Raw genomic sequence first — 20,150 nt, forward strand, 5'->3', positions numbered from 1 at the left:
TTCGAGATTTGCTCCCGGGAACTCCCCCACATTGCGGCATCTTGTTCGCGCCGATAGGCCTGTGTTATTCGCCTCATACGGCTGCAGCAATTCCGAATACGAAGACGCGAGCGGTCGCAGGCGGAGGCCCGCGACCTCACACCAGGCACAAGAAGCCAGGAAAATGGATCAGGTGAACTTGGTCGTCGTTCGGGCGCTCGAAAGCGGCGCGACGACAACAAAAGCGATTATCGACGCGACCGGCTTGTCCCGATTGAAGGTCGACCGCGCATTGAGCGCGCTGGAGAAGCAGAAGCTGGTGTTTCGCGAAAGCCAGGGCTCGTGGGCGCTCGGTATTCCGGTGGCACCGACGGTCCGGCAGTGCGGAACATGCACGCTGTGCTGCAAGGTGCTCGAGGTCACCGACCTCGGCAAGCCCGTGAATACGGCGTGCAAGCACATCATGTCCGGCGGCGGCTGCGAGATCTACGCGCAGCGACCGCGGCAGTGCCGCACCTTCAGCTGCGCCTGGCTGCAAGGGCATTTCGACGACGACTGGTTTCCCGAGAAGTCGGGCATCGTGCCGCATTTCGGCATGGACACCCTGAACATCCAGGTCGATATCGAGAATCCCGATCGCTGGCGCGAGGAACCCTACTACAGCAAGATCGTCGAATTGTCGCTCAACGGCATCAGGATGACCGCGGCGCGCCCCTACGCGACCCTCGTGATCGTCGGCGACAACAAATACATGATGCTCGGCCGCACCATCGTCCCCGATCCGACGCTGTTCGGCACCGCGTTCGTGCCCCTCACGCTCGACACTTTCCAATACTGGAAGGCCAAATCGCTGGAGCATCTGCAGCGCCTGAACGAACGCGTGATGGAGATCCAGCGCATCCAGCAGGAATTCGGCTATTGCGCGATTCCCGAGGACGACGATCCCCAGCCACCCTATCGGCCCGCGCTGCTTGAATTGTCGAAGGCGCAGGCTGCGACGTCTGCGAGATAACCTCCTGCTCGCGGTGTGACCGCTGCGGCGCTCAGTGAGCCGTGAAGGACGCAAGTTCTTGCGCCCTATTCGCCTCTGCGGTCACGCCGCCAACGCGCTTGCGTTTACTGCCAGCCCCAGCCCGGTTGCTGCGGCTGCTGGTAATAGCGCTGCTGGCCATAATAATACGGCTGACCGCCGCTGCTGCGCCGGCGCGTCGTCCCCGGCTGGGGGTAGTTCGCGCTGTTGCCCTGCTGGCCCCACCAATTGCTCCCCGAGGGAGAGTCCCAGCTATTGCCCGAGTTATAATTATTGGCCTGCGGGGAGCGCTGGGAGAAGAAGCCAAAACCGTCGTCGTCCTCGCTGCCCCAACCGCCGGTCCGCGCGATGCGGTCCTCCATCGACGGCTTGCGGGTGATGAAGCCGCCCTGCGGCTGGTTGCTCAGCACCGCGACGAACTCGGTGCGGTAGTTGGTCTCGCTGCTCAGCGGCTCGTCCGAGACGATGATCGAGGAGCGCGGCATGGCGGTCGGTGCGATGCGGTCGAGCACCTCCTGCGGGATGGTGACGCGGTCGAGCGCATCCTTGGCGTTGTCGCCCTCGTCGATCGTCACAGCGGTCCAGCGCAGCCCGGAATCGCTGCGCGCCACCGCCGTGAAGATATGCGTGCCGATCGGCCGGCTCGGATCGCGGATGGTGACCGGAACCTCGATCGAGGAATCGAACACCTCGCCGCCGTCGGGCCACGCCTTGTGGGTGTTGCGCCTCACGTAAATCTTCTGCGTCGAGCGGCTGATGTAGACCGACACCGGCTCGAGCGCGAGCTTGGCCTCGGTTGCCGTCTTGGCAGTGTCGGCCTTCTTGGTCTCGGCCGCCTTGGCGGCGTCCTTTGCCGCGGCGGCGGCGTCGCGCTTCGACGTCGCGTCGGCCTTGGCGGCCTCGAGCTGGGTCGCGGCTTCCTCGGCCTTCGGCGCGGCCTTCTGCTTCAACTCCTCGGCCTTCGCCTTGGCCTGGTCGTTCTTGGCGTTGGCAATCGCCTTGTCGGCGAAGGCGAGCTCGGCGGCGGTGCGGGCCTTCTGCTGCTCCAGCTTGCGCAGCGACGCCGTGAGTGATGTGAGGTCACGCGCGGTGGTCGCGGCGGCCTTCTTCGCCTCCTCGGCGACGCGCGCGGCCTCCGCGGCCTCGCGGCTCGCGGCCTGCGCCCGGCCCGGAGCCGCGGCAATGGCGTCCTTGTTCGGCACGAACAGCGCCGGGTGGGAAAATTCGACCGGCGCCGCGTCCTCCGGCGAGATGATCACCCGCATCCCGATGTAAGCCTTGTCGAACAGCTTCTCCGCAAACTCGTAGGGCATCCGGATGCAGCCATGCGACGCTGCATAGCCGGGCAGCGGGCCGCCATGCAGCGCGACCCCGTTCCAGGTGATGCGCTGCATGTTCGGCATCCAGGCATCGTCATAAAGCGTCGAGTGGTGATCCTTGTCCTTTTCGATCACGGCGAACACGCCGGCCGGGGTCTCGCGTCCCTTGACGCCGGTCGACACCGGCGCGCGGTAGATCCAGCCCTCGGCGTCGTAGAACGTGACCTTCTGGCTCGCGATCGAGACGATCGCCATCAGCGGCTCGCCCGCCTGCCGCGGCGCCATCGCCTCGACGGTGGCCTCGCGGCGTTGCTGTTTCGCCTCGGCGGCGCCGGTCGATGCCGCAAGTGTGACGACCGCCGCCAAGGTCACAATGGCGCGAGGTCCCCAACGCCGCATTGCAGCGGTGGTTTGCGCCGTTGTCGTTCGATTTGCCATGCCATGCCCCGGTTGCAATGCCAGTCCGCGGTTTGCGTCGATCACATCAGAGATTACGCGTTTTGGATTAACCAACTGCCGCCACCTTCACATCGTCCAATCCGATCCCCGGGACAAATCAGCACATTCCGGTGACAAATTTCATATATGACGGCGTGCCGCGGCGGAAGGGTGGCGCGGGCCGATCCGAAAGGCGGCAACCCTGGACCGACAATTGGTCGCACCTCACCACAGGGGGACTGGCCGATCGCCGGCTGCCTGGCGGCGGCCGCGCGCATTAGGAACGCCCGCCAGCGGCAAGCGTTTTCAGCATGACCGGCGGGACCCTCCGCGAACCGGCATTCCATCCGAAGGAAACGAAATGCCCTACGCGTTGTTCGATCGCGACAAACAAATCGACCGCGCTTTTCCGACAGAAAAGCAAGCGTGGGAACATGCATTGATCAGCGGGCTCGTCCTCGACGTTCCCGTCGCCGACGAGGCCGGCGGTCAGGTGCTGCCGGCAGGCTATCACATGAAGCAGATTCCCGACGACGAGGTGTTTGAACTGGCGCCTGCGTGGAAGCTGCCGAAGGAGGTCTCGTGATCGGCGCGACCAGCACGTCACGATGACGGCGCGAGCATGGCGCATCAGACAATTGCCCGACACTTTGGCGAAACACTTGGGGATGACGGCATGGAAACCGGCAAGAATTTGCTCGTTCGATGCATCGACAACACGCTGCAGCGGGACACGCTCTCGCTGGGGCGCGTCTACGAGGTGACGCGCGATCTCGAGCGCGACGGCTATTACGAGCTGAGCGGTCTGGGCCGCTTCAGCCGGACGCGGTTCGAGGTCGTGCAGCCGAATGATGACGATGACGACGCCGACGCACCACAAGGGTCTTGACGATAGGAGTAGGAGAGCACAATGCCCAGAGGCGACAAGTCCAGCTACACCGACAAGCAGAAGCGCCAGGCCGAGCATATCGAGGAAGGCTACGAGAAACGTGGCGTTTCCGAGCGCGAGGCCGAGCGCCGGGCATGGGCCACCGTCAATGCGGAGACCCATGGCGGCAAGAAGAGCGGCTCCGGCCGCGGCACGCGCGAAAACCATGCCCCGTCGCGCAAGGGTGGCAAGCTGGGCGGCAAGTCCGCCGCGAAACGGCCTGCCGCGGCGCGATCGCGCTCGGCGAAGAAGGCGGCGCGCACGCGCAAGCGCCGCGCGGCTTGATCTGCAACTGACCACGTCGATTGGCGCGCCTCAACGGCGCGCCAGCAGCACCCCGATCAGGAAGGCGCACGCAAGCGCCTGCAGTGCGACCTCCCGCGTGATCGCGCGAAGCCGCTGCAGGGGCGGACGGACGCGCTAGCCTTGCGGGCCGCAGGTCTCATTCAGTTCGGTCTCGTGATTGCCGGTCATCGTGCAGATCGCCTCTGAGGCGCGCACAATCCGCGCGTCGTCGATCGCGTCGGCGGTGGACTGCCCCCGACCCTGCATAACTTACCCGCCGCTCAGATGATGGGCGACGGCAAACAACGCCAGCCCGCTCAAGATCATTGCCGACGCCGCGCCGGCGACGCTGCGCGCGAGTTCTGCTTTCGAAAGATTTGTTCTGGTCGCCATCATGGCCTCCCGTGCATGCGAGCAGGGCTCGCGATCGCACGCGGGCCAGGCTCATCAACGGTGGGACATTCGCGTCATGGTGATGCAACGCATGCGGCTGGCCCCGGTTCCAGATCACCATGCTCAGCGAAAGCCTGCCGCCGTGCGAAGGCGCGATGGATCGCTTTTGGAACCCGGGCGTTGATGGGCTGATCGGACCACAACGCGCGGGCCTGTTGTCCGCTCGGGCCCGGATCTGGAATCGGAGACGCGATGGTGATCCGCGGGCGGCGGCTGCAACCGGCGATCTGGGCGGTGATCATTCTGCTCGCGACCGCAACCGCGGCCGGCGCCGAGGCCGGCAAGGCGGCAAAACCTTCCGAGTTCATCCTGCTGGCGCAGATCGCGCTGTTGATCGCGGTCGGGCGCGGGCTCGGCGAGTTGATGCAGCGGATCGGCCAGCCCTCCGTGATTGGCGAACTGCTCGGCGGCCTGCTGCTCGGCCCCTCGCTGTTCGGCTGGCTGTGGCCTTCGGCGCAGGCTGCGATCTTTCCGCCGTCCGGCGAGCAGAAGGCGCTGATCGACGGCATCGCGCAGTTCGGCATCCTGCTGCTGCTGTTGCTGACCGGGATGGAGACCGACCTCAAGCTGGTGCGCAAGGTCGGCCGCGCCGCGACCACGATCTCGATCGCGGGCATCGCGGTGCCGTTCGTCTGCGGCTTCGCGCTCGGCGAATTCCTGCCGCAATATCTGCTGCCGCATCCGGAAGCGCGGCTGATCGCAGCGCTGTTCCTCGGCACCGCGCTGTCGATCTCATCGGTGAAGATCGTCGCCGTGGTGGTGCGCGAGATGAACTTCATGCGCCGTAATGTCGGCCAGATCATCGTCGCGAGCGCGATCATCGACGACACCATCGGCTGGATCATCATCGCGATGATCTTCAGCCTCGCCTCGCGCGGCACCCTCGACGTCATGTCGGTGACGCAGGCGCTGCTCGGCACCCTCGCCTTCCTCGCGGTTAGCTTTACGATCGGCCGTCGCCTGGTGTTCCGGCTGATCCGCTGGGCCAATGACAATCTGATGAGCACCGCGGCCGTCATCACCGTCATCCTGCTGCTGATGAGCGTGATGGCGATGATCACGCATCTGATCGGCGTGCACACCGTGCTCGGCGCCTTCATCGCCGGCGTGCTGGTCGGCGAATCCCCGATCCTGACCCGGCAGATCGACGAACGGCTGCGCGGGCTGATCTCGAGCCTGTTCATGCCGGTGTTCTTCGGCCTCGCCGGCTTGAGCGCCGATCTGACCGTGCTGAAGGATCCGTCGCTGCTGGCGCTCACCGCGGCGCTGGTGCTGATCGCGAGCATCGGCAAGTTCGGCGGCGCCTTCGCCGGCGGCGCGCTCGGCGGGCTGACGCGGCAGGAATCCTATGCGCTAGCGAGCGGCATGAATGCGCGCGGCTCGACCGAGGTGGTCATCGCTACCATCGGCCTGTCGATGGGCGTGTTGAGCCAGACCATGTTCTCGATGATCTTGACCATGGCGGTGCTGACCACGATTGCGATGCCGCCGATGCTGCGCGCGGCATTGTCAAAACTGCCGCTCGGCCAGGACGAGAAGGAGCGGCTGGAGCGCGAGGAATACGAGCAGCGCGGTTTCGTCGCCAATCTCGAGCGGCTGCTGCTCGCGGTCGACGACAGCAGCAACGCGACATTCGCCTCCCATCTCACAGGTCTATTGGCCGGCGGGCGCGGCCTGCCGATCACGGTGCTGCATGTCGGCGCGCCTGCCGGGCTTGCGGAGCAGAACCGCGGCGACGAGCAAAGCCACGAGGCCGCCGTGATCAACGCCGCCAGGGAGAGCGCAAAGGCCGATGCCGATGGCGGCGGCAATGTCGACGTCCTCACCCGCGCGCCCGAGAAGGCGGCGGCGGAGGCGATCGCCGAGGAAGCCAAAAAGGGGTTTGACCTGCTGGTCGTCGGCATCGACGAGGTCGCCGACCGCGATGGCGGTTTCAACAAGGGGATCGACGAATTGACCGCGGGCTTCGACGGCCCGCTGGCGATCGTCGCCGCCAGGGGTGCGCATCAGCAGGATCCGACCGCGAACCCGCGAAAAATCCTGGTGCCGGTGTCGGGCAGCAACGTGTCGCGGCGCGGCGCCGAGGTCGCGATCGCGCTGGCACGCCTGTCCGCGCTGCCGCTGCAGGTGGTCTATGTCTCGACCACGCGCGACAAGGGCGCCCGCCGCACCAGCGCCAGCATGTCGCTGGCCCGCGAGGAAGCGATTTTGAAGGACATCGCCGCGGCCGCGGCGCGTTACGACGTCAACGTGGCGACGACGTTGCGCGCCAACACCGCGCCCGAGGTCGCGATCCTGCAGGAGATCGCCGCAAGCCGCGCCGATCTCGTCGTGCTCGGCACCGACCGCATCCAGGGCGACAGCCTGAATTTTGGCGGCGTCGCCGCTTCCGTGCTCGGCAAGTCCAAGGTCTCGGTGCTGCTGGTGTCGGACGGCGAGATCAGGCCGAAGAGCTAGAGCGTTTTCGAGCGAAGTGGAGGCCGGTTCGCGTAAAGAAAACGCGTCAAACAACAATGACCCGTGGGCCGGTTGCTACCACTCTTCCGGGCAGGGATCGACGATCTTCCAGAGCTCGACCCCGTTCTTGATCTTCTTCATCTCGGTGGTGAGCCCGCCATTGCGGCGGATCCAGTCCTTCACCGTGTTGGGGTAGTACGACATCAGGTCGGAGGTGCCCTCGAGGCTGGTGACCTTGATGCCGAAGGTGAAGGCCTTGTCGTAATAGGCTTGGTGGAAGCCGAGGCTGGCCTTCGGCGTGACGCAGATCTTGTTCATCGGCACGATGCCGAACACCAGCGTGCAGGCCGAGTTGCAGATGCCGTCGATGATGACGCGCTCGCCGCGCTCCTTGATGCGCTTGTACTTGGTCTTGTACTCCTCGACATAGCCGCCGTGGTCGCGCGTGATGTGCAGATCCGCCCGCGCCGGCGCGGCAGCCAGAACCAGGAGCAGCAAGGCAAGGGGCGTGATGCGCATGAAAGGTTCGAACCGAAAAAGCCTGGCCGGGAGGGGTCAGGCCGGATGGACCTGACCGCAAGACTCTGGCCGGACTGTGTTGGCAATCGGTTAAGCATCCGCAAAAAGGCAAAATTTGGCGTGCTGTGGCTGATTTCCCGCAGCTTTCTGGCCGATTCCGGGTTAAATGGAGCCCGGAGCGGCCGAAACTGCCGATTCCAGCGTGAATGCCCGGAGGCCGCCAATGACCAAGACCAAGCTGCTCGCCGCCCTAGCCCTGACCGTTTCCCTGGCCGTTCCGGCCCTGAGCACGGCGACCGCGGCCGATATGTCCGTCTACCCCCGCCACCGGCATCACCACCGCCACGCCCATTGGGGCCTGCCCTACCACATCAGCTATCTGCACAATTACGGCCCCGGCCCGACCCCGGGCACTTTCGCGTTCTACGACGGCCCCTCGACCAACAAGTGCTACCAGGGCTCCGCCGCCTATATCGGCCAGGACCACCGCCGCCACCCGTGCTTCTGAGGAATTGAGCTGACGACCAGCAGGCGGCACACGCATGCCGAGGTTGCTGGCCCTCCCCGGCCAAGTCTGGTAATCGACCCGCAACGCGCTCGTAGCTCAGCTGGATAGAGCATCGGATTTCGATTCCGAGGGTCGGGAGTTCGAATCTCTCCGAGCGCGCCACCCAACAGCACCCCGCATAGTCGTTGAGTGAAGCGTCACCGTCGTCGGTCTGTAGGATGGGTAGAGCGCAGCGAAACCCATCATCCTGCCACGGGTACGAATTGATGGGTTTCGCTTTGCTCTACCCATCCTACGCTGCTGCGCACCGGCTGCCCCGTAAAACCCACGCCTTGCGCTTCCTTGCCGGTTGCAGGACGCTGCATTCGCCGTACGCCTCTTGCACCCGGTCCATGTGAGGCGATCCGTCCATTGTCGAGCCTGGGCCGAAGGAAAGTCGTGAGATGGGCGATAACGACAATCTCGTTGAGCGCGTCGCGCATCTGGAGGGACAGGTCTCCCGCTTGCTGGCGGCACTTTGCTGCGCGCTCAGCGTCATCCTCGTGCTCATCTTCTATAACAGGGCACCGTTCTATTTCGACGGCCATTACGGCGACTTGTTCGTCAGATTGGCCGGAACCGTTGGGTCATCCTTCCTGGTGGGCTGGCCGATCGTGAAATGGGTGGTTGGCAAAAAGCCGGAATAGCTCTGCTCGCAAGCCCCGCTACAGCGCGATGAGATTGGGCTGAATCGTCATCGCGCTTTTGCTCTTTGTTTGAGCATGATCTTTTCGGAAAACCGCTTCACACTTTTCCGGATCATGCTCTAGCCTCGCCCGCCCCTCTCCCCGAACCAGCGCCGACAGGCGCGGCTGAAGCTCGTCGCGTCGGTGTAGCCGAGCGCGGCGGCCATCGCGTCGCGCGATTGCGTCCTCGACGCGAGCATGGCGCGGGCGCGCTCGCGCAGCACGGCGTCGAGCAACGGCCGGAAGGCGTGGCCGGTCTCGGCCAGCCGCCGCACCAGCGTGCGCCGCGAGGTGCCGAGCAGGCGCGCGGCTTCTTCCTCTGCCAGACGTTGCGGCAGGCGCGCCGCGATCAGGTTCTCGACGATCCGCGCCAACGCCTCGCTGTCGGACCGCGGTTTTTCGACCGCCTCCAGTGCCTCGATCGCCCGGGCGTGCAATTCCGGATCGGCAAACGGCGATGGCCGCGTGCACAGCGCTTTTGGCACCTCGAAACCGAAGGCGGCGGCGTCGAATTGCACGGCGCAGGAGAAATGCGGCGCCAGCCGCTCTGCGCCCACCGGCGGCGGCCAGGGAAACTGCAGCGTCGCCTGGCCGATCGCATCCTCGAGCAGCTGCACATACACCGCGTGCACATTGAGGCCGACCGCGAGCGCGACGGCGCGCCACAGCGCATCGTCCATCGCCACCGTGGGCGAGATCTCGATCTGGATCGCCCGCGCGGTCTTGCGCAGCTGGTTGCGGATGAAGGGCGCGCGGGTCGATCCGAAGCGGGCGCCGATGGTCAAGGCATCTGCGATGGTCGGCGCGGTCCGGGTCGCGACGTCGAGCGCGCCCTGCAGCGAGGTCGACCAGACTGCCGCGGCCGACAACGGCCACAGCTCGCCATGCCGGCGGGTGATGTTGGCAGCCAGCGCCACCAGCGCCGAAACCGGCATGTGCGCGCCCGGATTCTCGAGCAGCGCAAGCTGCACGCCGGTGCCATTCAGCAGCTCGTCGCGCTCGCCCCGCGTCTTGCCGAAGGCCCGGACCAGGGCCCGCGCATAGCTCACGGTGACCGGCGCACGGAGGGCAACCGAGTCCGATCCCTGCATGGCGTCGGCGACCTCCCTGATGAAGCAGCCTTGGCGCAAAATGCCACAAATTTGGCCTGTTGTGAACTGGCGGCGCAGCCCCGCCTCGCGGCATGCTGAGCGCAACAAGGGCAAACGCCGCCTCGAAAAAGCGACGCTGGAGGAATGCGATGATCTTCACGGGCACCAATGCTGCCGGCGAGACGATCACCTACCGGGACGGCAAGCGCTATCTGTGGATGCTCTCCTTCATCCCGCCGCTGGTCCCGCTGCTGTCCTACTGGCTCTATCTCGAGACGCACAATCCGCTGGCGACGCTGATTCCGTTCGTCTTCATCTTCGGCCTGATCCCGCTGCTCGACATGCTGATCGGCGAGGACACCCACAATCCGCCGGCCGAGGTGGTCGCCGCAATGGAGGCCGATCCGTATTATCTCAGGCTCGCGCGCTTCACCGTGCTGTTTCCCTGGGTGAACTACGTCGCCCTGATCGCGTTCTTCGGCACCCAGGAGCTGCCGTGGTGGTCCTACATCGTGCTGCTGCTCGGTGTCGGCACCATCAACGGCGGCGCGCTGCTGATCGGGCACGAGCTCGGCCACAAGCCGGACAAGCTCAACATCCTGTTCGGCACGCTCGCCAACTGTGCGGTCGGCTACGCGCATTTCCGTGTCGAGCACAATCGCGGCCATCACACCTGGGTCGCAACCCCCGAGGATCCCGCCAGCGCGCGGTTCGGTGAATCGATCTATGCGTTCGCGCTGCGCGAACTGCCCGGCGCATTCCGGCGCGGCTGGCGCAACGAGGCCGAGCGGCTGACCCGGCGCGGCGAGCCGGTCTGGTCGGTCAACAACGAGATCCTGCAGGGCTTTGCGCTCACCTTCGTCGTCGCGGCCGCGCTGATTGCGCTGTTCGGCTGGAAGGTGGCGCCGTTGATCGTCGCGCATCACTTCCTCGGCTGGTATGCGCTGACCCAGGCCAACTATGTCGAGCATTACGGCCTGCTGCGCGAAAAACTGCCGAACGGCCGCTACCAGCCGGTCGAGCCGCGCCACTCCTGGAACACCAACCACATCGTCTCGAATTTGATGACGTTCCATCTGCAGCGTCATTCCGATCACCACGCCAACCCGATGCGCCCCTACCAGTCGCTGCGCGACTTCGACGACATCCCGCGGCTGCCGAACGGCTACACCGGCATGTTCGGGCTGGCGGCGATCCCGCCGCTCTGGTTCCGCGTGATGGACCCGAAGACACTGGCGTGGGCCGGCGGCGACAAGAGCAAGCTGAACTTGCGCGATCGGCCGCGCGGTGAGCCAAACGATCTCGCGTCCCGCGACGGAGGTTCGGCGACCACCGGCGCGTAGTGCCTCCACCGCAATTCGGCGGCGCGCGCCTTTGCGGCTCACCCCGCCAGAGCATCGGATTTCGATTCCGAGGGTCGGAGATTCAAATCCATTCGAGCGCGCTTCTATCAACGGGTTAGCCGCCCTTTCGGACTTCGGTCGGCGAGCACCTGACGCGCCCAAGCCTCACCCCAGGTCAGATATTCCGGCGCGAGTGCGCCCCCCGCCGGATCGACAGGTTGTGATGGATATAAATCTATACCTCTGATATACTTCGTCCCGGACGTTTTTCAGAGTGCATTTCGCGCGGGCTTTTTCATCACCAACGTTGGACCCGGCATCGTGAGCGAAGGATCAGGCAAGACGACTTGGATTGCGGTGATCGTCGCCGTCTTGAGTTTGGCGACCGCCGTGGTCACCAGTTGGGACAAGCTGTTTCCCTCCGGCGCCAATGCCTCCAAGCTGTCGAGCCCGACGATGTACATGAATTGGCGATGGCAGGCATATACGCTTCCGCCAAAGATGACCGCCGACTACATCAAAAAGTGGAACGGCGACTGCGCAGCGGAGGGCCAGCGGCAACTTTTGTTGCATGGTTTCAGTATTTACGGTTTCAGCGAAATCGGCGTCGGTGGCGGCGCGATGTTTCCAAACTCGCAGGAACTTTTGATCCAGATTGCCTGTCAGGCCATGGATCAGCACTTGGCGTACAGCATCGTCGCCGTCGGCCCCTCCACCGACATCGCGACGGTCGACCGGCATATGAATGCGATCTTGGAAGGCATGATCCGGCCCGGCATGAGCTTCGGGCAATAGCCGATTCCACCGTGCCTTGTTCTCACCCTTGCCGCCATGGAACATGGCCGCGGCTGATATTTGCGACGCCGACACGTACTTGGCGCTTGCGATTTAAAGACCGATTGGTCTATATATCGGTCATGAATCAAGCCCCGGCACAGTTGCCTCGCGGCCGGCCCCGCAGTTTCGACGTCGACGGCGCCGTCGAACGGGCCATGCAGGTGTTCTGGTCGCGCGGCTATCACGCCACGGCGCTGCCCGATCTGCTTCGTGCGACGAAGCTATCGCGCGGCAGCCTCTATGCTGCTTTCGGTGACAAGCACTCGCTGTTCCTGTGTGCGCTCGATCGCTACATCGCCGATGCGCTGGCACGGATGGATATCGAATTCGATCCGCGCAGAGATCCCGTCGACGGCCTGCGGAGTTACTTTGCCGGCTACGTCGACCGCACGAGCGGTGCGAAAGGCCGTCGCGGATGCCTGCTGGTGGCCACGACCATGGAACTGGCTGGCCAGGATGCCGACGTCAATCGTCGCGCCGCGGGCTTTTTCAAAGCCATGGAGACCAGGGTGGCGGCTGCACTTTCCCGCGCGAAGGCGGCCGGCAAGTTGGCCGACGGTGTCGAGCCTTCAAGTGCCGCGCGAATTCTCGTCTGTTTCGTCGAGGGGCTGCGCGTCATCGCCAAGTCCGGCCCCACACCGATTACGTCGCAAGCCACCGCCGACGCTCTACTCGATCGCTTCGTCAGGTAAACAGCCCGTGGACAGCGCCGTGAATTCGCACGCCGATATTTGGACCGATCGGTCTTGAAATGAAAAGTAAAGGAAAGGTGCCATGTCTGCCATCCAGATCGTCTGCGCGGTGGCCGTTCCCCTGCTCTGGGGTTATCAGTTCGTGGCCATCAAAGTGGGCGTTACGGAGTTTCCACCTCTCTTCTTCCTCGCACTGCGGTTCGTGGCCATAGCGCTGCTGCTTGTTCCGTTCGTCAAAAGGCCCACGCCTCAACAGTTCGGCCCTATCGCAGCGATTTCAATTTTCCTTGGTGGGCTGAACTTCGGGCTGTTCTATGTCGGCCTTGGGCTCGGCTCGGGAAGCATATCGGCGGTCGCATATCAACTCGCCCCGCCTTTCACCGTCCTGTTGGCCTGGCCGCTGCTCGCGGAACGGCCGTCGCTCACCACATGCGCCGGCGTGGTGCTTGCATTCATCGGGGTGATCGTGCTGGCGGCGGAGCCCGACCTGTCGGCAAATCCGCTTCCGCTGCTGCTCGTGGTCGGGGCAGCCTTCGCATTTGCGGTGTCCACCGTCCTGACGAAACGCTACGGCCCGTTCGATCCGCTGATGCTGATGGGGTGGTCGTCGCTGCTGACGGTGCCGCAGGTCATGCTGATGTCGTTGCTGCTCGAATATGGGCAACTGACGAGCCTTGTCGCGGCGGATGAGCGCGGCTGGTTGGCACTCGCCTATACCATCTTCATCGGAGGAATTGTCGGGTTCGGCCTTTGGTTCTGGCTGATCGGGCGCTGCTCCATGGGCCGCGTCGCCCCCTTCGGCCTGCTAATTCCGGTGTTCGCCCTGATCTCGAGCGTGTTGTTCCTTGGCGACCGCATGACGCCAAAGCTGATCTTCGGTGGAGCGCTCGCGATCTCCGGCGTCGCCATCACACAGATAAGACCGAGCATGCGACCGACTTGAACAACGCGAGACCGAGCTGCGCCCGCTCAGCCGCCGCTCGGAATCTTGCGCCGCACCGCCTCGACGCCGACGTCGGTGACGCGATACTTCCGTCCCGTCGTGCCGTCGGCGACGATCCAGCCCTTCTCGATCATTCCGGCGATGGTGCTCGGGCCGACGCCCGCGGGAAACGGGCGGCTACTCCCGATCGCGTCGATCGCCACCCGCTCGAGATGGGTGGCGACATGCGAGGGACGCGCGCGATAGGCTTTTGCAATGATGAGGACGGACAGCACTTCGGCGCGGCGGCGCACCGCGGAGGGGCTGCGGGTCAGCGCGTTGCTGATCTCGAGCGCATTCTTTCCGGCCCGGGCGAGCTCCCTGAGCGTCTCGTCCTCCTCGGAGCTCCAGCGCCGCACCATCCCCATCTGCCCCTCACCGCCTCGATATGCACCTGGAACCGATGCATAGGCAGGCACGGCTGATTTGGGATGTGACTTTCGGCACCTCTTGGCGTGACCTTAGGGACTGTCGGCGATCACGAGGGCAAATGGCGCCGCCACCAGACCGCTTGCCGGGCTTCCACCCCGAGGCATTTGCGCTGGCCGACCGGTGCCATCCGCTGTACAATCTCACCACGATTTCAGCAGTGAGGTATATTTATGCGTGTGAGCTCGATTTGTGCGTTTGTCTTCGCCGTGCTGATTGGTCTGACGGCATTTGCGGGAGGAGCTGCGGCCGACAAAATCTGCGAGGGCATGGTGCCTTCGTGCCCGAACGGCTCTGCGCCATTCTGGGGCGGCAGTGCCTGCACATGCGCGAGGCCAAAGAAATGCGCGCCGGAAAACTGGTTCTGCTCCTGGCAGCCGATCATCGGGGTATGGTCGTGCGCCTGTAACACGCCGGAGAATCCGCCACCCCCGTTCTGCCACGTCTGTCCTGACGGCAGCCCGGCTCGAGACGATGGACAGGGCAACTGCATCTGTGACGAATTCCTGCCGCCGCCCGCGAGCCGAGCGCCGCCGCGTCGCGCGTCGCCGATTCCAAAACGTCGCGAGCAGTGACGCGCAGACGCGCAAGCGCCGGCATCATGCTCGGATGGGAAGCGAAGGCGCGATGAACATGCGACGCGATCTCATCGCGCGTTGGCCGACTGCGCTGCGGCTTGTGGCAGCCGCTCCGCAAGCGGCCGCCAGGGCCGTTCGCGGAGCGCTGCTGGCGCGATCAATGCTTGCTCGGCTCGAGCGTGATGAGCACACCGGTCGGCTCGGGCTCGTGCGGCCGAAGACTGGTGAGTTCCGGATCGCTCCATTCGGCGAGGCTGACCACTTCGCCGGTCTGCCCCTGCATGTCAGGGGCTTCGGCAGGTTCGAGAACTTTCAGGCCGCTGGTGTCGACGAAGAACGTGTGCTCGCCGAACACGCTGTTCAGTTGCGCGACCGCCGGGTGATCTTCTGGAAGCACCTGGGCGTTCATTTGCGTCATCGTCTGCTTGACCTGCGCGGAATTGAGCTTCATGCGCTTGCTCCTGTTCGTGGTTCCGGTTTTGGCTGGTTTCCCCTCCCCGCTCGCCCTCTGAGGGGGCCTCGAAGTCTCGAACCGATCCGGCACCGAAACGTTCCGCAGCCGCGGCGCATTGACTGCGTTCCCCACAAGTTCCGTGCCTGTCGATGCGTGAAAGCGCGCAGCGAGCTCAGGCGGCGCTGGGTAGCACGACCTCGCCGAGAATGGCGTCATTGATGCGCCGTTGTTCCGCCGCCGGCCTGTCGTAATTGCCGCAGCACTGCGCGCAAGGTCGTCGATCACGCGATGTCCGCCGGCCGCATGCGGATCAGCACGTCGAGCACCACGACCAGCACCGGGCGCTGCTCGTCGTTGACGAGCTCGGTCCGGAAGATCACGACGGCGTCGCGGCGCTCCGGCCGCATCGTGATCTTCTGAACCTGCGATTGGCCGGTGAGCGTGGCACCGGGGCGGACCGGGCTCGGGATGCGAATCTCGAGGCTGCGCCCGACGATGCCGGCGACCTTGCTCCAGATCGCCTCCACCACGAGGCGCTGATAGATCGCAATGGTGTTGAAGCCGCTCGCGATCAGGCCGCCGAACGGGCCGGCGGCCGCCGCAACGGGATCGGTGTGGATCGGCACGGGATCATACTTCCCGGCGAACTCCAGGATCTCGGCTTCGCTGATCGTATAGCTGCCGAGCTGAAACGTCTGTCCCTCGGCGAGATCTTCCGCATACAGCATCGCGCGCCTCCCGTTTCAGACGGACGATAGACCAACGCCGACGCCGTTCCATTCCCTCGGAGGTCATGAGCTTCGGCACGCCACCGGAATTGGCGATGCGGGACCGCTTCCCTTGACCCGGCCGCGGCGCGCCAAATCCCGCCCGGCGGGCCAATTTTGACGGTGGATCGGTTCCGGGGAGGTCCGCTGAGGGGTAGGATTTCCCCAAAACATGCGGTAAGTCACGGCAGCTGCCGGGCTTTTCGGATTCCCGGCGCCGCCTTCCCGGTCATCACCATTCGGACATTTTCGACATGAGACAGATCATCCTCGCGCTGGCGCTCCTGGTCGTCCCGGCTGCCGCGCTTGCCCAAGGCACCGCCGCCCCGCCCGCCACCGCCCCGGCCGCCGCGCAGCCGCCGATGGTCGGCGACAAGCCGCTGGTCCAGGTCGGCAAGAAGTCGGCCAAGTCGGCCGCCAAGAAGGGCGAGAAGGCCGAGCCGGCCGGCAAGCAGTCGGTCGCGCAGAAGCTGCAGGCCTGCCAGGACATCGACGACGCCACCAAGGAGCGGCTGAATTGCTACGACGAGATCTTCAAGCCGCAGCCGAAGCCGAAGGCCACTCCCGCCAAGGGCGTCAATGACTGCCGCTTTGTGAAGGAAGAGGACGAGCGGCTGGCCTGCTACAACGGCTTTGCCGACAAGATCCCGCGCCTGCCCCGCTAACCGCGTTTCGCCGGGATTTGGCCAAGGCGGTCGCGTGACCGCCCGTTCGGCCTGATGCGATTCAGACAAAAAAGCCGCCGCTGGCGTCTGCCGCGGCGGCCGGATCGTCGGCTGGGCTGATTTACCAGTTGAAGAAGCCGAAGCGCTGCTGCTGCTGTGCGACGCGATATGGCTGGTACGGACCCGACTGGAACGGGCCGGGCTGCGCGAAGCGCTGCGGCTGCAGCTGGGTCGGCGGATGCGCGTGGCTGCGGGCAATCTTGCGCTTCTTGGGCGCCTGCGCCGGCTGGGCCGGCTGCTCGACCGGCTTGGCCTCCGCCACCACCGGCTTGCTGGCTGCGTCGTTCTTCTCGCCCGGAACGAACTGGGCGAAGGTGTCGCGGACCCGGGCCTGCGCCGAGCTGTCGCGGGCGGCTGCCGGCGCGGCCGCAGCCACGGCATTCACCTGCGACGGGACGATGGTCGGCAGATTGGTGTCATACACCACCAGCTCCGGCAATTTCTGGGTCGATTTGATGCGGACCGTGCTCTTGTCGATGCCGCCGGCCGACTGGATGGCGCTGCCGACCACGCTCTCCTTCGGCGTGAACGCATCGAAGGCGAACAGCAGCGCGAGCAGAACTCCGCCAACGAACATGAAGTAACGCGCCACTGGCATCTTGCTGGCTCCCCCGCGCAGCGGGCGCGGTTCAACTCGTATGCGCACGATGACAGCCGCCATCGTGCGCCCGATCTCGTCGGTTGCGCATGATCCCCCGGAAAGCCGGCATCGGCGTCGCCGAGTCATGTCCTAAACTGGTGATGTACTAGTTAGTTCCTCCCCGCCGATTTTGGTTCACCCGGGGTGCTCACTTTTTCGGGATAGGGGATTAAAGGCGGCTCGCGGTGACAACCGAGCATTTCGCCTTTGTTGCGTTGATATTGACGAATCCGACCAGCATCCGTGAATAGGTCTTGCGGGTCCGCGTCGCGATTGTGTCGGTGATCAGGCGCTTGCGCTCGGTCAGAGGGCTGCCGTCGCGACGGGCGAAGGCGCAGGCGATCTCGATATCCTTCACCGCGAAATCGTTGCGATTGCGCAGCGTCAGCGTGACCAGCGCCTTCGAGCCGAGCCCGCCGCGCCGCCATGATTGCGAGGCAACGCGCAGGCCCTCGAGCGGCGATTTTTCGACGCCGGGCTCGGACGCGGCCGGCGACGCAGGCGCGATCCCCTCCGTGATCGGCTCATTCGCCGGCACAATCGCGACCGCGGGCGGTGTCTCCTTGTTCGCGGCGGCGTGATCGGGCTGCGGCTCGGACGACGGAGTCTGCGCTGTCAGGATGATCGAGGATGGCGCCGGCGAGACGGCTTCATCGGCAGCGTCGCTGAGCTCCGGGAGCATCAGCCAGGCGGTGATCCCCGCGACGGCAATCAGCGGCAACAGCAGGCCCGCGAAGAACCTGCCTGCACCGAAACGCCCGACAGCAACATCTTGAAACGGGTTTCGAAACGACGCCAAGCCGATCCGCATCGCCGTGCCCTCACCCCGGCGGCAACCTGCCGCCCATGCCCCGACAGGCACCGCTTCCGCACTGGTCCTGAGACGGCCGCAGGGTCGGGGCGCCACAGCCGAGACAATCGCCGGAGACCAAAATGGTTTCCTTCCGGGACGGTGATTTTGCGGCAGGCGCTTCAGCGCCGGCTTCTGTCGGCGCCATAAGGCGCGCGCTGCCGCGGTTTTCGCGGGGGAAAACCGCTTCACAGCTTTCTGCATCGTCTCTAGATTTGAGCCGCCTCGGCAATGCGCGCCGCAAGCGCACAAGAATCAAGGAGACCGCGATGCCAACCGTGACCTGGGACCATATCCACCTGCGCAGTCCCGATCCCGAGGCGACCGCCGCCTGGCTGCGCGACATTCTCGGCGGCGAGATCATCCGCGGTCCCGGCCGCATCGACGTCGCGCTCGGCGGTGCCAAGGTGTTCATCGCTGAGGTCGCCCCCGGCGACGGCGTCAACGCGCCGCCGGTGACGCCCTATCAGGGGCTCGACCATTTCGGACTGACGGTGAAGGACATCGACGCGGTCGCCGCCGAGATCAAGGCCAAGGGCGTCGAGTTCACCAAGGAGCCGACCACGATCCGTCCCGGCGTGCGCATCTGCTTCATCCGCGGCCCGCAGGGCATCTCGATCGAGCTTCTGGAGCGCGACCAGAAGTACGCGTGAGAGTGAAGCAGCGGAAAAATTCAACCTGACCCGTCACCCTGAGGTGGCCGCTTCTTCAGCGGCCCTCGAAGGGTCGACGGCCACCGACGGGGCCGGCGTCGATCCTTCGAGGCTCGCCGAAGAGGCTCGCACCTCCAGCGACAAAGGCGAAGCCTTTGCGCGGGGATGACGCGGAGCGGGATCTGCTCGTAAGCTCGCCCCGCTAGGTCATGCTGCCGGGCATGAAGCAGCGGATCGTAATGCCGGTGTTGTTGCGGATCGGCCAGACCATGGCGCGGCCGGCGCGGTTGGGCTCGGTGACCACGGCGTCGTCGGGGACGTCCATCCATTGGCCGTCGAGGCGCACCCGGTAGTGCCCGTCCTTGGACTCCCAATCGACGTCGCTGAGCGCGCTGCCGTCGGCGTCCGAGCAGCAAGGACCCTTGCCGCTGCGCAGACCGTCGAACCATTGCTTCAGCGGCGAATTGGCGTAGCGGCCGTCGGGATCGCGCGCCTCCGCCAGATGCGCAGCCGCCACCGACAGCAGCGCCACCAGGCCGAACCGCAGTGACGCCGTTACCCAGACCGCGCGTCGGCGGACCAGAGTTCCATGATCGCGAGACAGGCGCGCCAACCGGCCGCCGGCTTCCGTGCAGTCAGTCATGTATCGTGTGCTCCAGCACTCACCGGCCAGTGCAACCACAGTTATGCATTTCGTGGGCCAGTTTGATTCGTGCAAGGCCCCGCCGTCATCGCGCCGTCACAGCATTGGCAGGAACCGAGGGTTCGCACCAAGTCGGGACAACTCGGGATAACCGGCCGCGTTGCGCGAAGTTGCGTGCTTTGGCATAAAAAACCGATCGGCCTGCCGTGGGCGCGGCGGGCCGGCAAAGTGGGACGTCATGAATAACGGGCTGTACTCAATCCACGTCACCTTGCTGGACGGGCGCGTCGGCAAGGGCAGCGGCGTGATTCTCTTCCGCGACGGTCAGATCCTCGGCGGCGACGCCTATTTGTATTACACCGGCAGCTACACGGTGAAGGGCGACACCTTCAAGGGCGAGGTGCTGGTGCAGCGCCACACCACGCCGCGCGACACCGACAATCCGCTGTTCGGAGGCCCTGCCCCCGTCGGCATCGGGGTGACCGGCACCTTCACCGAAACGCGCGGCACCATGAGCGGCACCGCTCTGGTCGGCAAGGCGAGCCAGATCTTCGGCGCCACGCTGCACAAGCTTGCGGATGTGAATTAATGCTCTGCAGTCGCAGCTAGGCCCGTCATCCCCGCGCAAAGGCTCCGCCTTTGTCGCTGAAGGTGCGAGCCCTTGCCAGCCGCGAAGCTTGACCCGTCACCCTGAGGTGCGAGCCCTTGCGAGCCTCGAAGGGTCGACGGCCCGGCTCTCTCCGCGTGGCGACACACGAGCCGTGCATCCTTCGAGGCTCGCCCAGCAGCGCAATTGCGCTGCAAGGCTCGCACCTTCAGCGACAA

Annotated in this window: 25 protein-coding genes and 1 tRNA gene; 16 read left to right on the top strand and 10 right to left on the bottom strand. The window is 65.1% G+C overall.

All coding sequences use genetic code 11. The features are described from left to right. Positions 1-163 precede the first annotated feature (163 nt). Entirely contained in the window at positions 164-991 is an 828-nt protein-coding gene (locus XH93_RS24820; protein ID WP_139484430.1) for a YkgJ family cysteine cluster protein, read from the top strand. Between the two features lie 104 nt (positions 992-1,095). On the opposite strand, the gene XH93_RS24825 is transcribed toward XH93_RS24820, so the two are convergent. Further along, on the bottom strand, positions 1,096-2,766 hold the full coding sequence (locus XH93_RS24825; protein ID WP_194469505.1) for a L,D-transpeptidase: 1,671 nt from the start codon (positions 2,764-2,766) through the stop codon (positions 1,096-1,098). 361 nt (positions 2,767-3,127) lie between these two features. Between XH93_RS24825 and XH93_RS24830 the strand changes: the two genes are divergently transcribed. The 3 genes from XH93_RS24830 to XH93_RS24840 all read left to right on the top strand — a co-directional run bounded on the left by XH93_RS24830 (position 3,128) and on the right by XH93_RS24840 (position 3,979). Continuing rightward, positions 3,128-3,352 (top strand): hypothetical protein, encoded by a 225-nt coding sequence (locus XH93_RS24830; RefSeq protein WP_194469506.1) that lies wholly within the window; start codon positions 3,128-3,130, stop codon positions 3,350-3,352. Positions 3,353-3,442: 90 nt separating this feature from the next. Further along, the gene (locus tag XH93_RS24835) at positions 3,443-3,655 is read left to right on the top strand and encodes a hypothetical protein (RefSeq protein ID WP_194469507.1); all 213 of its coding nucleotides are present in this window, start codon (positions 3,443-3,445) and stop codon (positions 3,653-3,655) included. A 21-nt stretch (positions 3,656-3,676) separates the two neighbouring features. Next, positions 3,677-3,979, top strand: a complete 303-nt coding sequence (locus tag XH93_RS24840; RefSeq protein WP_139484426.1) for a plasmid stabilization protein — start codon at positions 3,677-3,679, stop codon at positions 3,977-3,979. Positions 3,980-4,249: 270 nt separating this feature from the next. Here the strand turns inward: XH93_RS24840 and XH93_RS42790 are convergent, their stop codons facing one another. Further along, on the bottom strand, positions 4,250-4,372 hold the full coding sequence (locus tag XH93_RS42790; RefSeq protein WP_256436477.1) for a hypothetical protein: 123 nt from the start codon (positions 4,370-4,372) through the stop codon (positions 4,250-4,252). Between the two features lie 252 nt (positions 4,373-4,624). Here XH93_RS42790 and XH93_RS24845 point away from each other — a divergent pair, with 252 nt between their 5' ends. Beyond that, positions 4,625-6,889 (top strand): cation:proton antiporter, encoded by a 2,265-nt coding sequence (locus tag XH93_RS24845; protein ID WP_194469508.1) that lies wholly within the window; start codon positions 4,625-4,627, stop codon positions 6,887-6,889. A 75-nt stretch (positions 6,890-6,964) separates the two neighbouring features. On the opposite strand, the gene XH93_RS24850 is transcribed toward XH93_RS24845, so the two are convergent. Beyond that, positions 6,965-7,408, bottom strand: a complete 444-nt coding sequence (locus XH93_RS24850; RefSeq protein ID WP_139484424.1) for a hypothetical protein — start codon at positions 7,406-7,408, stop codon at positions 6,965-6,967. Between the two features lie 223 nt (positions 7,409-7,631). Between XH93_RS24850 and XH93_RS24855 the strand changes: the two genes are divergently transcribed. From XH93_RS24855 to XH93_RS24865, 3 genes are all read left to right on the top strand, one after another. Then, positions 7,632-7,916: a hypothetical protein gene (locus tag XH93_RS24855; RefSeq protein WP_194469509.1), complete on the top strand. Its 285-nt coding sequence runs from the start codon at positions 7,632-7,634 to the stop codon at positions 7,914-7,916. An 85-nt stretch (positions 7,917-8,001) separates the two neighbouring features. Next, positions 8,002-8,078: transfer RNA gene (locus tag XH93_RS24860), tRNA-Arg, on the top strand. Positions 8,079-8,359: 281 nt separating this feature from the next. Then, complete coding sequence (locus XH93_RS24865; protein ID WP_139484422.1) at positions 8,360-8,602, top strand: hypothetical protein; 243 nt, start codon at positions 8,360-8,362, stop codon at positions 8,600-8,602. A 119-nt stretch (positions 8,603-8,721) separates the two neighbouring features. On the opposite strand, the gene XH93_RS24870 is transcribed toward XH93_RS24865, so the two are convergent. Then, the gene (locus XH93_RS24870; RefSeq protein WP_194469510.1) at positions 8,722-9,732 is read right to left on the bottom strand and encodes an AraC family transcriptional regulator; all 1,011 of its coding nucleotides are present in this window, start codon (positions 9,730-9,732) and stop codon (positions 8,722-8,724) included. A 149-nt stretch (positions 9,733-9,881) separates the two neighbouring features. Here XH93_RS24870 and XH93_RS24875 point away from each other — a divergent pair, with 149 nt between their 5' ends. The 4 genes from XH93_RS24875 (at position 9,882) to XH93_RS24890 (ending at position 13,547) form a co-directional block, all read left to right on the top strand. Beyond that, on the top strand, positions 9,882-11,075 hold the full coding sequence (locus XH93_RS24875; protein ID WP_194469511.1) for an alkane 1-monooxygenase: 1,194 nt from the start codon (positions 9,882-9,884) through the stop codon (positions 11,073-11,075). Positions 11,076-11,396: 321 nt separating this feature from the next. Then, entirely contained in the window at positions 11,397-11,870 is a 474-nt protein-coding gene (locus XH93_RS24880; protein WP_139484420.1) for a hypothetical protein, read from the top strand. A gap of 197 nt (positions 11,871-12,067) precedes the next feature. Further along, positions 12,068-12,604 carry a TetR/AcrR family transcriptional regulator gene (locus XH93_RS24885; protein WP_246799293.1) on the top strand — a complete coding sequence of 179 codons (537 nt, stop codon included), beginning with the start codon at positions 12,068-12,070 and terminating at the stop codon, positions 12,602-12,604. Between the two features lie 82 nt (positions 12,605-12,686). Then, on the top strand, positions 12,687-13,547 hold the full coding sequence (locus tag XH93_RS24890) for a DMT family transporter (RefSeq protein ID WP_194469512.1): 861 nt from the start codon (positions 12,687-12,689) through the stop codon (positions 13,545-13,547). Positions 13,548-13,573: 26 nt separating this feature from the next. On the opposite strand, the gene XH93_RS24895 is transcribed toward XH93_RS24890, so the two are convergent. Next, positions 13,574-13,954 (bottom strand): hypothetical protein, encoded by a 381-nt coding sequence (locus tag XH93_RS24895; RefSeq protein WP_194469513.1) that lies wholly within the window; start codon positions 13,952-13,954, stop codon positions 13,574-13,576. Positions 13,955-14,076: 122 nt separating this feature from the next. Here XH93_RS24895 and XH93_RS24900 point away from each other — a divergent pair, with 122 nt between their 5' ends. Beyond that, positions 14,077-14,424, top strand: a complete 348-nt coding sequence (locus XH93_RS24900) for a hypothetical protein (RefSeq protein ID WP_194469514.1) — start codon at positions 14,077-14,079, stop codon at positions 14,422-14,424. Between the two features lie 326 nt (positions 14,425-14,750). On the opposite strand, the gene XH93_RS24905 is transcribed toward XH93_RS24900, so the two are convergent. Both XH93_RS24905 and XH93_RS24910 read right to left on the bottom strand, forming a co-directional pair. Then, positions 14,751-15,044: a hypothetical protein gene (locus XH93_RS24905; RefSeq protein ID WP_139484417.1), complete on the bottom strand. Its 294-nt coding sequence runs from the start codon at positions 15,042-15,044 to the stop codon at positions 14,751-14,753. 284 nt (positions 15,045-15,328) lie between these two features. After that, complete coding sequence (locus XH93_RS24910) at positions 15,329-15,775, bottom strand: MaoC/PaaZ C-terminal domain-containing protein (RefSeq protein ID WP_194469515.1); 447 nt, start codon at positions 15,773-15,775, stop codon at positions 15,329-15,331. A 293-nt stretch (positions 15,776-16,068) separates the two neighbouring features. Here XH93_RS24910 and XH93_RS24915 point away from each other — a divergent pair, with 293 nt between their 5' ends. Continuing rightward, the gene (locus tag XH93_RS24915) at positions 16,069-16,479 is read left to right on the top strand and encodes a hypothetical protein (RefSeq protein WP_139484415.1); all 411 of its coding nucleotides are present in this window, start codon (positions 16,069-16,071) and stop codon (positions 16,477-16,479) included. 121 nt (positions 16,480-16,600) lie between these two features. Here the strand turns inward: XH93_RS24915 and XH93_RS24920 are convergent, their stop codons facing one another. Next, complete coding sequence (locus XH93_RS24920) at positions 16,601-17,137, bottom strand: hypothetical protein (protein WP_194469516.1); 537 nt, start codon at positions 17,135-17,137, stop codon at positions 16,601-16,603. A gap of 211 nt (positions 17,138-17,348) precedes the next feature. Next, complete coding sequence (locus XH93_RS24925; RefSeq protein ID WP_194469517.1) at positions 17,349-17,900, bottom strand: hypothetical protein; 552 nt, start codon at positions 17,898-17,900, stop codon at positions 17,349-17,351. Positions 17,901-18,298: 398 nt separating this feature from the next. On the opposite strand from XH93_RS24925, the gene XH93_RS24930 reads away from it, so the two are divergent. Next, positions 18,299-18,682 (top strand): VOC family protein, encoded by a 384-nt coding sequence (locus XH93_RS24930; protein ID WP_194469518.1) that lies wholly within the window; start codon positions 18,299-18,301, stop codon positions 18,680-18,682. A 202-nt stretch (positions 18,683-18,884) separates the two neighbouring features. Here the strand turns inward: XH93_RS24930 and XH93_RS24935 are convergent, their stop codons facing one another. Next, positions 18,885-19,325 carry a hypothetical protein gene (locus XH93_RS24935; RefSeq protein ID WP_246799294.1) on the bottom strand — a complete coding sequence of 147 codons (441 nt, stop codon included), beginning with the start codon at positions 19,323-19,325 and terminating at the stop codon, positions 18,885-18,887. Between the two features lie 238 nt (positions 19,326-19,563). Between XH93_RS24935 and XH93_RS24940 the strand changes: the two genes are divergently transcribed. Then, entirely contained in the window at positions 19,564-19,914 is a 351-nt protein-coding gene (locus XH93_RS24940; protein ID WP_139484411.1) for a GrlR family regulatory protein, read from the top strand. Positions 19,915-20,150: the final 236 nt, after the last annotated feature.

The organism is Bradyrhizobium sp. CCBAU 51753 (assembly GCF_015291565.1).
Taxonomy (GTDB): Bacteria; Pseudomonadota; Alphaproteobacteria; order Rhizobiales; family Xanthobacteraceae; genus Bradyrhizobium; species Bradyrhizobium ivorense.

What these genes read in the sequence shown, in the direction of transcription:
- XH93_RS24820 (WP_139484430.1), top strand. Translation starts at nt 164, where the DNA reads ATGGATCAGGTGAACTTGGTCGTCGTTCGGGCGCTCGAAAGCGGCGCG.
- XH93_RS24825 (WP_194469505.1), bottom strand. Translation starts at nt 2,766, where the DNA reads ATGGCAAATCGAACGACAACGGCGCAAACCACCGCTGCAATGCGGCGT.
- XH93_RS24830 (WP_194469506.1), top strand. Translation starts at nt 3,128, where the DNA reads ATGCCCTACGCGTTGTTCGATCGCGACAAACAAATCGACCGCGCTTTT.
- XH93_RS24835 (WP_194469507.1), top strand. Translation starts at nt 3,443, where the DNA reads ATGGAAACCGGCAAGAATTTGCTCGTTCGATGCATCGACAACACGCTG.
- XH93_RS24840 (WP_139484426.1), top strand. Translation starts at nt 3,677, where the DNA reads ATGCCCAGAGGCGACAAGTCCAGCTACACCGACAAGCAGAAGCGCCAG.
- XH93_RS42790 (WP_256436477.1), bottom strand. Translation starts at nt 4,372, where the DNA reads ATGGCGACCAGAACAAATCTTTCGAAAGCAGAACTCGCGCGCAGCGTC.
- XH93_RS24845 (WP_194469508.1), top strand. Translation starts at nt 4,625, where the DNA reads ATGGTGATCCGCGGGCGGCGGCTGCAACCGGCGATCTGGGCGGTGATC.
- XH93_RS24850 (WP_139484424.1), bottom strand. Translation starts at nt 7,408, where the DNA reads ATGCGCATCACGCCCCTTGCCTTGCTGCTCCTGGTTCTGGCTGCCGCG.
- XH93_RS24855 (WP_194469509.1), top strand. Translation starts at nt 7,632, where the DNA reads ATGACCAAGACCAAGCTGCTCGCCGCCCTAGCCCTGACCGTTTCCCTG.
- XH93_RS24865 (WP_139484422.1), top strand. Translation starts at nt 8,360, where the DNA reads ATGGGCGATAACGACAATCTCGTTGAGCGCGTCGCGCATCTGGAGGGA.
- XH93_RS24870 (WP_194469510.1), bottom strand. Translation starts at nt 9,732, where the DNA reads ATGCAGGGATCGGACTCGGTTGCCCTCCGTGCGCCGGTCACCGTGAGC.
- XH93_RS24875 (WP_194469511.1), top strand. Translation starts at nt 9,882, where the DNA reads ATGATCTTCACGGGCACCAATGCTGCCGGCGAGACGATCACCTACCGG.
- XH93_RS24885 (WP_246799293.1), top strand. Translation starts at nt 12,068, where the DNA reads ATGCAGGTGTTCTGGTCGCGCGGCTATCACGCCACGGCGCTGCCCGAT.
- XH93_RS24890 (WP_194469512.1), top strand. Translation starts at nt 12,687, where the DNA reads ATGTCTGCCATCCAGATCGTCTGCGCGGTGGCCGTTCCCCTGCTCTGG.
- XH93_RS24895 (WP_194469513.1), bottom strand. Translation starts at nt 13,954, where the DNA reads ATGGGGATGGTGCGGCGCTGGAGCTCCGAGGAGGACGAGACGCTCAGG.
- XH93_RS24900 (WP_194469514.1), top strand. Translation starts at nt 14,077, where the DNA reads ATGGCGCCGCCACCAGACCGCTTGCCGGGCTTCCACCCCGAGGCATTT.
- XH93_RS24905 (WP_139484417.1), bottom strand. Translation starts at nt 15,044, where the DNA reads ATGAAGCTCAATTCCGCGCAGGTCAAGCAGACGATGACGCAAATGAAC.
- XH93_RS24910 (WP_194469515.1), bottom strand. Translation starts at nt 15,775, where the DNA reads ATGCTGTATGCGGAAGATCTCGCCGAGGGACAGACGTTTCAGCTCGGC.
- XH93_RS24915 (WP_139484415.1), top strand. Translation starts at nt 16,069, where the DNA reads ATGAGACAGATCATCCTCGCGCTGGCGCTCCTGGTCGTCCCGGCTGCC.
- XH93_RS24920 (WP_194469516.1), bottom strand. Translation starts at nt 17,137, where the DNA reads ATGCCAGTGGCGCGTTACTTCATGTTCGTTGGCGGAGTTCTGCTCGCG.
- XH93_RS24930 (WP_194469518.1), top strand. Translation starts at nt 18,299, where the DNA reads ATGCCAACCGTGACCTGGGACCATATCCACCTGCGCAGTCCCGATCCC.
- XH93_RS24935 (WP_246799294.1), bottom strand. Translation starts at nt 19,325, where the DNA reads ATGACTGACTGCACGGAAGCCGGCGGCCGGTTGGCGCGCCTGTCTCGC.
- XH93_RS24940 (WP_139484411.1), top strand. Translation starts at nt 19,564, where the DNA reads ATGAATAACGGGCTGTACTCAATCCACGTCACCTTGCTGGACGGGCGC.